This window comes from Streptomyces pseudogriseolus, from assembly GCA_002154585.1.
In the GTDB taxonomy this organism is placed as follows: Bacteria; Actinomycetota; Actinomycetes; order Streptomycetales; family Streptomycetaceae; genus Streptomyces; species Streptomyces pseudogriseolus.
In genome coordinates this window covers 1-7,211 of the sequence record MUNG01000120.1, presented here as the reverse complement: position 1 = coordinate 7,211, position 7,211 = coordinate 1, and the positions used below count along the sequence as shown (strand labels likewise).

The 7,211-nt window shown below is 71.9% G+C and carries 6 protein-coding genes and 1 pseudogene (1 of these 7 running past the window's edge); 2 read left to right on the top strand and 5 right to left on the bottom strand.

Annotation, left to right across the window (positions count from 1 at the left end; all coding sequences use genetic code 11):
- Nucleotides 1–112, top strand: a pseudogene (locus CCN29_RS12575) (N-acetylmuramoyl-L-alanine amidase); its annotated part reaches 172 nt to the left of the window's first position; the annotation flags it as partial.
- A complete protein-coding gene (locus tag CCN29_RS35820; RefSeq protein WP_442538340.1) occupies nucleotides 109–285 on the top strand; it encodes a hypothetical protein in 177 nt (58 codons plus the stop codon). The pseudogene CCN29_RS12575 and the gene CCN29_RS35820, both read left to right, overlap by 4 nt.
- Nucleotides 286–313: 28 nt before the next feature.
- Here CCN29_RS35820 and CCN29_RS12570 read toward each other — a convergent pair whose 3' ends face one another.
- From CCN29_RS12570 to sucB, 5 genes are all read right to left on the bottom strand, one after another.
- Entirely contained in the window at nucleotides 314–835 is a 522-nt protein-coding gene (locus CCN29_RS12570) for a DUF4240 domain-containing protein (RefSeq protein ID WP_086681768.1), read from the bottom strand.
- A 126-nt stretch (nucleotides 836–961) separates the two neighbouring features.
- The gene (locus tag CCN29_RS12565) at nucleotides 962–1,951 is read right to left on the bottom strand and encodes a helix-turn-helix transcriptional regulator (RefSeq protein WP_006130135.1); all 990 of its coding nucleotides are present in this window, start codon (nucleotides 1,949–1,951) and stop codon (nucleotides 962–964) included.
- A 75-nt stretch (nucleotides 1,952–2,026) separates the two neighbouring features.
- The gene (gene aceE / locus CCN29_RS12560; protein ID WP_086681765.1) at nucleotides 2,027–4,729 is read right to left on the bottom strand and encodes a pyruvate dehydrogenase (acetyl-transferring), homodimeric type; all 2,703 of its coding nucleotides are present in this window, start codon (nucleotides 4,727–4,729) and stop codon (nucleotides 2,027–2,029) included.
- 412 nt (nucleotides 4,730–5,141) lie between these two features.
- The gene (locus CCN29_RS12555) at nucleotides 5,142–5,765 is read right to left on the bottom strand and encodes a GntR family transcriptional regulator (protein WP_006130137.1); all 624 of its coding nucleotides are present in this window, start codon (nucleotides 5,763–5,765) and stop codon (nucleotides 5,142–5,144) included.
- A 229-nt stretch (nucleotides 5,766–5,994) separates the two neighbouring features.
- On the bottom strand, nucleotides 5,995–7,211 hold a 1,217-nt coding region (gene sucB, locus CCN29_RS12550; RefSeq protein ID WP_086681762.1), incomplete at its 5' end, for a 2-oxoglutarate dehydrogenase, E2 component, dihydrolipoamide succinyltransferase.

Below are 7,211 nucleotides of genomic sequence, written 5' to 3'. Positions count from 1 at the left end.
GGCCCGCCTCCAGGGCCGCGACGCCGGAACCGGCCCCGGCCGGGACACCGGCACCGACACACAGCGCGTCACTGTGGAAGACGACGCACGGAACGAAGAGCTGAGCCCATGAGCGACACCCCTGACCGAAGTATCACCTGGGCGGACACCCTGCGCCGCCCCTGGACCGCACTGGTCGCCGCGGCGGCCGTCGTCCTCGGCCCGGCGGCCTCCACGGCCTCCGCCCTCATGCAGGCCAACGCGGCCCCCCTGCGCCAGACGCCGAGCCCCCACCGGCGCCTGTGACCGGCGCCCGGCGCCCGCGCCCCGCGGCTCACTCCCCGCGGAACCTCTCCCACAGCCGCGGGTAGCGCGCGGCGAGCAGCGCCTCGTCCTCGAGGTCGAGCGGCGTGCCCTCCGGCTCCGCGGGAGCCGGAGGGAGGCCGAGGCCGGGCATCACCACACCGGTGAGCTGCTCGTACGCCTCGTCGGCCGCGTACCCGAGATCCTCCCCGTCCCCGTCGATCTCCTCGTCGAAGTCGTCGAGCAGCTCGGCGAGCGTGTCCGGGTCGTGCAGCGCGCCCTCGAACACCTCACGCCCCTGGCCGATGAGCCAGCACCGGAAGAAATCGAAGGCGTCGTCGCTGGCCCCGTCCAGCAGCACCCACGCGGCGCCCCACAGGTCCCAGCGGTACGCGCGCTGGTAGCGCGCCTCGAAGTGACGGGCGAAGTCCAGCACGGCCTCGGGGTCCAGCAGCACGAGCCGATCCACGAGCAGATCGGCCTGCTCCTCGGGATCCCCGTCGGCATCCACCCGAGCCCCGTCCACCAACGCCCAGAACTCCGTCTCGTCCATCACAGGACCCAGCATCCGTCAGGCACCCCTTCAGGGTCGCGGGGAACTGCGCAAACGGGGGTCCGGGGGCGAAGCCCCCGAGGAAGGGAAGGGGCGGAGGGGGCGAACAAACCCCAGGCGTCCCCCTCACCCCCGCCGGTACAACCGCACCAGCCTCTCAGCCTCGGCGGCGAAGAACTCCCGCAACGACACCGGCTCCACCACCTCCACCTCCGCCCCCAGCCCGGACAACTGCGTCCGGGCCACCTCCTCCGACTCCACCGGCAGCGTCACGGCGACCCACTCCCCGGCCCCGGGCTCCGCCACCCCCTCCAACGCCTCCCGCGCCGACACCGCGTCCACCACGTGCGGCAGCCTCCGCATCCCCTCCGCCGTCAGCCGCAGCACCACCTCCGCCCGCAGCAGCGACCGGGCGAACTGCTCCGCCCGCTCCTCCCAGAACGCGGGCAGCTCGAAGTCCTCCGCCCGCTCGAACCGCTCCTCCCGCGGCTCCACCGCCGTGAACCGGTCGATCCGGTACACCCGGAAGGAGTCCCGCCCCGCGACCCGCGCGCACAGGTACCAGACGCCCGCCTTCAGCACGAGCCCGTACGGCTCCAGCTCCCGCTCCACCTCGTGCCGGCTCTCGCCCGCCCCGCGCCGGTAGCGGGCGGTGATCCGCCGGTCGTCCCACACCGCGTCCGCCACGGCCGGCAGCAGCTCCGGGGTCTGCGGCTCACGGAACCAGTTCGGCGCGTCGAGATGGAACCGCTGCGCCGCCGTCCGCGAGGCGTCCCGCAGCGACGGCAGCAGCGCGGCCGACACCTTCAGCCGGGCCGCCGAGGCCGCGTCCTCCAGGCCCATCTCGCGCAGCGCGCCCGGCACCCCGGACAGGAACAGCGCCTCCGCCTCGCTGCGGGCCAGCCCCGTCAGCCGGGTCCGGTAGCCGCCGATCAGCCGGTAGCCCCCGATCCGCCCCCGGTCCGCGTACACGGGCACGCCCGCCTCGGACAGCGCCTGGGCGTCACGGGTGACCGTACGCTCCGACACCTCCAGCTCCTGGGCCAGTTCGGCGGCGGTCATGGAGGGCCGGGACTGCAACAGCAGCACCATCTTGATCAACCGGGCAGCACGCATGCGCCCATCATGCAAGAGGCCCCCGCCGCCACGCGCACACGCGTGACGACGGGGGCCTCCCGCGTAACTCGGGCCTTACAGCCCGTACTTCTCCCGGGCCTCCTTCACCGCGGTGGCCTTCACCTCGCCGCGGCGGGCGAGCTGGGCCAGGGCGGCGACGACGATGGACTCGGCGTCCACGCCGAAGTGGCGGCGGGCCGCCTCACGGGTGTCCGACAGACCGAAGCCGTCGGCGCCCAGCGAGGTGTAGTCCTGCTCGACCCACTGCGCGATCTGGTCCGGGACCTGGCGCATGTAGTCGGACACCGCCAGCACCGGGCCCTCGGCGCCCTGGAGCGCGCGCCGTACGTACGGCACCCGGTCCTCGCCGCGCAGCAGGGCCTCGTCGGCCTCCATCGCGTCGCGCCGCAGCTCGGTCCAGGAGGTGGCGGACCACACGTCGGCGGCCACGCCCCACTCCTCGGCGAGCAGCTGCTGCGCCTTCAGCGCCCAGTGGATCGCCGTGCCGGAGCCCAGCAGCTGCATGCGCGGGGCGTTCGCGGCGGGGGACAGGCCCGCCGACTCCGCCGTGTTGAAGCGGTACAGGCCCTTGACGATGCCCTCGTCGACACCGGCCGCCTGCGGCTTCGCGGGCTGCGGCAGCGGCTCGTTGTAGACCGTCAGGTAGTAGAAGACGTTCTGGTCCTCGTCCGGCCAGGCCTCGCCGAACATCCGGCGCAGACCCTCCTTCACGATGACCGCGATCTCGTACGCGAACGCCGGGTCGTACGTCAGGGCGGCCGGGTTGGTCGCCGCGATGACGGGGGAGTGGCCGTCGGCGTGCTGGAGGCCCTCACCGGTCAGCGTGGTGCGGCCCGCGGTGGCGCCGACCAGGAAGCCGCGGCCGAGCTGGTCGCCGAGCTGCCACATCTGGTCGCCGGTGCGCTGCCAGCCGAACATCGAGTAGTAGATGTAGAACGGGATCATCGTCTCGCCGTGCGTCGAGTACGACGTCGACGCGGCGATGAACTCCGCCATGGCGCCGGCCTCGGTGATCCCCTCGTTGAAGATCTGGCCGTTCTTGGCTTCCTTGTAGTACATCAGCTGGTCGCGGTCGACCGGCTCGTACGTCTGTCCCATCGGCGAGTAGATGCCGAGGGACGGGAAGAGGCTCTCCATGCCGAAGGTGCGCGCCTCGTCGGGGACGATCGGCACCCAGCGCTTGCCCGTCTCCTTGTCGCGGACCAGGTCCTTGACCAGGCGGACGAACGCCATCGTGGTGGCCACGTTCTGCGAGCCGGAGCCCTTGTCGAAGGCGGCGAACGCCTTGTCGGCGGGCTGCGGCAGCGGCGCGACCGGGTGCACGCGGCGGGCCGGGGCCGGACCGCCGAGGGCGGCGCGGCGCTCCTGGAGGTAGCGGACCTCGGGGGAGTCGGCGCCCGGGTGCGCGTAGGGCACCACGCCGTCGACGAACGCCGAGTCCGCGATCGGCAGCTCCAGGCGGTCGCGCATCGCCTTGAACTCGTCCACCGTCAGCTTCTTCATCTGGTGGTTGGCGTTCTTCGAGGCGAAGCCCTCACCGAGGGTGTGGCCCTTGACGGTCTGCGCCAGGATCACCGTCGGCGCGCCCTTGTGGGACAGCGCGGCCTTGTACGCGGCGTAGACCTTGCGGGACTCGTGGCCGCCGCGCGAGAAGTGGAAGCACTCGAGGATCTTGTCGTCGCTCAGCAGCTTCGCCATCTCGACGAGCGCCGGGTCCTTGCCGAAGAAGTCCTCGCGGATGTAGGCGGCGTCACGCGTCTGGTACGTCTGCACCTGCGCGTCCGGCACCTCGCGGAGGCGTCGTACGAGGGCGCCGGTGGTGTCGAGCTGGAACAGCTCGTCCCACGCCGTGCCCCACAGGGTCTTGATCACGTTCCAGCCGGCGCCGCGGAACTGGGCCTCCAGCTCCTGCACGATCTTGAAGTTGGCGCGGACCGGGCCGTCGAGGCGCTGCAGGTTGCAGTTGATGACGAAGGTCAGGTTGTCCAGCTGCTCGCGGGCGGCGAGGGTGAGCGCGGTCGTCGACTCGGGCTCGTCCATCTCGCCGTCGCCGAGGAACGCCCACACGTGGGAGTCGGAGACGTCCTTGATACCGCGGCTGGTCAGGTAGCGGTTGAAGCGCGCCTGGTAGATCGCGGAGATCGGGCCGAGGCCCATCGACACGGTGGGGAACTCCCACAGCCAGGGCAGGCGCCGCGGGTGCGGGTAGGACGGCAGGCCGTTGCCGCCCGCCTCACGGCGGAAGTTGTCCAGCTGCTCCTCGCTGATCCGGCCGTCGAGGAACGCGCGGGCGTAGATGCCGGGGGAGGCGTGGCCCTGGATGTAGAGCTGGTCGCCGGAGCCGTCCCCCTCCTTGCCGCGGAAGAAGTGGTTGAAGCCGGTCTCGTAGAGCCACGCGGCCGAGGCGAAGGTGGCGATGTGGCCGCCCACGCCGTACTTGCTGCCGCGGGTCACCATCGCCGCCGCGTTCCACCGGTTCCAGGCGGTGATGCGCTGCTCCATCGCCTCGTCACCGTCCACGGCGGGCTCGGCCGCGGTGGGGATGGTGTTGACGTAGTCGGTCTCGAGCAGCTTGGGCAGCGCGACGCCGGCGCCCTCGGCACGCTCCAGCGTGCGCCGCATCAGGTACGCGGCACGGTGCGGCCCGGCCGCCGCGGCAACGGCGTCCAGGGAGGCCTGCCACTCGGCGGTCTCCTCGGGGTCGCGGTCCGGGAGCTGGTCGAGCTCGCTCGGCTGGATGGCGTTGGGGTCGGTCATGTCGCCGCCTTCCTCAGTCGAAGGGGGTGCCCTCAGAAGGGTTCGGGGGTGCCCTTGGTCTTTGGCAGGACAGGGCTGCGGACTTCGGTGGAAGTCCGCAGGCGACAATAACTCCGTGATCGATGATCGATCAAAGGGTTGAGGGGCAAAATTCCTTGATCCGGAGAAAGTCGGCACGGGGTGCCTCCGGCGGTGGCACGCGGTGACGGTGTTTTCGCGCGTTCGCGCAGGTGAGGAGGGCTGCGCCCCGACGAGCGACCGCGGGCCGGTGGGGGCTGATCGCGCAGTTCCCCGCGCCCCTTCAGGGGCGCGGGGCTGTACCCGATATGCGGCTACCGCCGCGTGGGCGCAATGGGGGTCCGGGGGCGCAGCCCCCGGGACGGGACGGGAAGGGGCGGCGGGGGCAAACCCCTCAGGCCCGCGGCGCGCACCCCAGCACATGCGACTTCACCAGCTCCGCGATCCGCGGATCCCGCCGCCGAAAAGCCGCGACCAGCTCCTCGTGCTCCTCCGCATAGGACTGCTGCACGGTACCGAGCCACCGTATCGACAGCGCGGTGAACACCTCGATCCCCAGCCCCTCCCACGTGTGCAGCAGCACGGAATTGCCCGCCGCCCGCACCAGCTCCCGGTGAAACCCCACCGTGTGCCGCACCTGCCCCGTCCCGTCCGACAGCCGGTCGGCCTCGTACAGCGCCGCCACATGCGGCTCCAGCGCCGAGCAGTCCTCCGCCAGCCGCTCCGCCGCCAGCTCCGCCGCGATCGCCTCCAGACCGGCCCGGACCGGGTAGCTCTCCTCCAGGTCGGCCGCCGTCAGGTTCCGCACCCGCACGCCCTTGTTCGGCGCCGACTCGATCAGCCGCAGCGACTCCAGCTCGCGCAGCGCCTCCCGCACGGGCGTCTGGCTGACCTCCAGCTCGGTCGCGATGCGCCGCTCGACGATCCGCTCGCCCGGCTTCCAGCGCCCGCTGATGATCCCTTCCAGGATGTGCTCGCGGATCTGTTCGCGCAGCGAGTGGACGACGGGCGCGGTCATGACGGGCTCCTTAGCGGGGCCCGCGGGCCCCCGGGGGGCTTTGACGAATAGACAATACGGCCGTCGGCCCGCCCGGGTAGGGCGCGTGGGGGCGCTTTCCCCCAGGTGAGACGAGACTTACACGCCCCATGTGACGGTGCCCCCGTCCGGAAATCACGAGGACTTCCGGACGGGGGCACCGAAGGACCGGATCAGCGGCCCGGAGTCACCACTCCGTCGACGGACCGGATCACAGACCGAGCTCGACCTCGAACTCGCCCGCCTCCAGGATCGCCTTGACCGCGGTCAGGTAACGGGCCGCGTCGGCGCCGTCCACCAGACGGTGGTCGTAGGAGAGGGTCAGGTACGTCATGTCGCGGACGCCGATGACCGTACCCTCCTCGGTCTCGATGACGGCCGGACGCTTGACCGTGGCACCGATGCCGAGGATCGCGACCTGGCCCGGCGGCACGATGATCGTGTCGAAGAGCGCACCGCGCGAACCGGTGTTGGAGATGGTGAAGGTCGCGCCGGACAGCTCGTCCGGGGTGATCTTGTTGCCGCGGACCTTGCCCGCCAGCTCCGCCGTGGCCTTGGCGATACCGGCGATGTTGAGACCGCCGGCGTTCTTGATGACCGGGGTCATCAGGCCCTTCTCGGAGTCCACCGCGATACCGATGTTCTCGGTGTCGAAGTAGGTGATGGTCCCCTCGGCCTCGTTGATCTTGGCGTTGATGACCGGGTGGGCCTTCAGCGCCTGGGCCGCCGCCTTGACGAAGAACGGCATCGGGGAGAGCTTGACGCCCTCGCGGGCCGCGAACGCGTCCTTGGCCCGGGCGCGCAGCTTCATCAGACGGGTGACGTCGACCTCGACGACCGAGGACAGCTGGGCCTGCTCGTGCAGGGCCTTGACCATGTTGTCGCCGATGACCTTGCGGATCCGCGGCATCTTCACGGTCTGGCCGCGCAGCGGGGACGCCTCCAGCACCGGGGCCTTCTTCGAGGCGGCCGGAGCGGCGGCGGCCGGGGCCGGGGCAGCGGCGGCGGCCTTCGCGGCCTCGGCGGCGGCGATGACGTCCTGCTTGCGGATACGCCCGCCGACGCCGGTGCCCTTGACGGTGGACAGGTCGACGCCGTTCTCGGCGGCGAGCTTGCGCACCAGCGGGGTCACGTAGGCGCCGTCGTCCGTGGCCTGCGCGGCGGCCGGGGCCGGAGCCGCGGGAGCCTGCGGGGCCGGGGCGGCCGGAGCCGGAGCGGCGCCGGCCTCACCGATGACGGCGAGCTTGGCGCCGACCTCGGCGGTCTCGTCCTCGCCGACCACGATCTCCAGCAGGGTGCCGGACGCGGGGGCGGGGATCTCGGTGTCGACCTTGTCGGTGGACACCTCGAGCAGCGGCTCGTCGGCCTCGACGGTGTCGCCCACCGACTTCAGCCAGCGGGTGACGGTGCCCTCGGTGACGGACTCGC

Excerpts from the sequence above, each read along its gene's own strand:
- CCN29_RS12565 (WP_006130135.1), bottom strand. The coding sequence starts at position 1,951 with ATGCGTGCTGCCCGGTTGATCAAGATGGTGCTGCTGTTGCAGTCCCGG.
- CCN29_RS12555 (WP_006130137.1), bottom strand. The coding sequence starts at position 5,765 with ATGACCGCGCCCGTCGTCCACTCGCTGCGCGAACAGATCCGCGAGCAC.
- CCN29_RS35820 (WP_442538340.1), top strand. The coding sequence starts at position 109 with ATGAGCGACACCCCTGACCGAAGTATCACCTGGGCGGACACCCTGCGC.
- CCN29_RS12570 (WP_086681768.1), bottom strand. The coding sequence starts at position 835 with ATGGACGAGACGGAGTTCTGGGCGTTGGTGGACGGGGCTCGGGTGGAT.
- aceE (WP_086681765.1), bottom strand. The coding sequence starts at position 4,729 with ATGACCGACCCCAACGCCATCCAGCCGAGCGAGCTCGACCAGCTCCCG.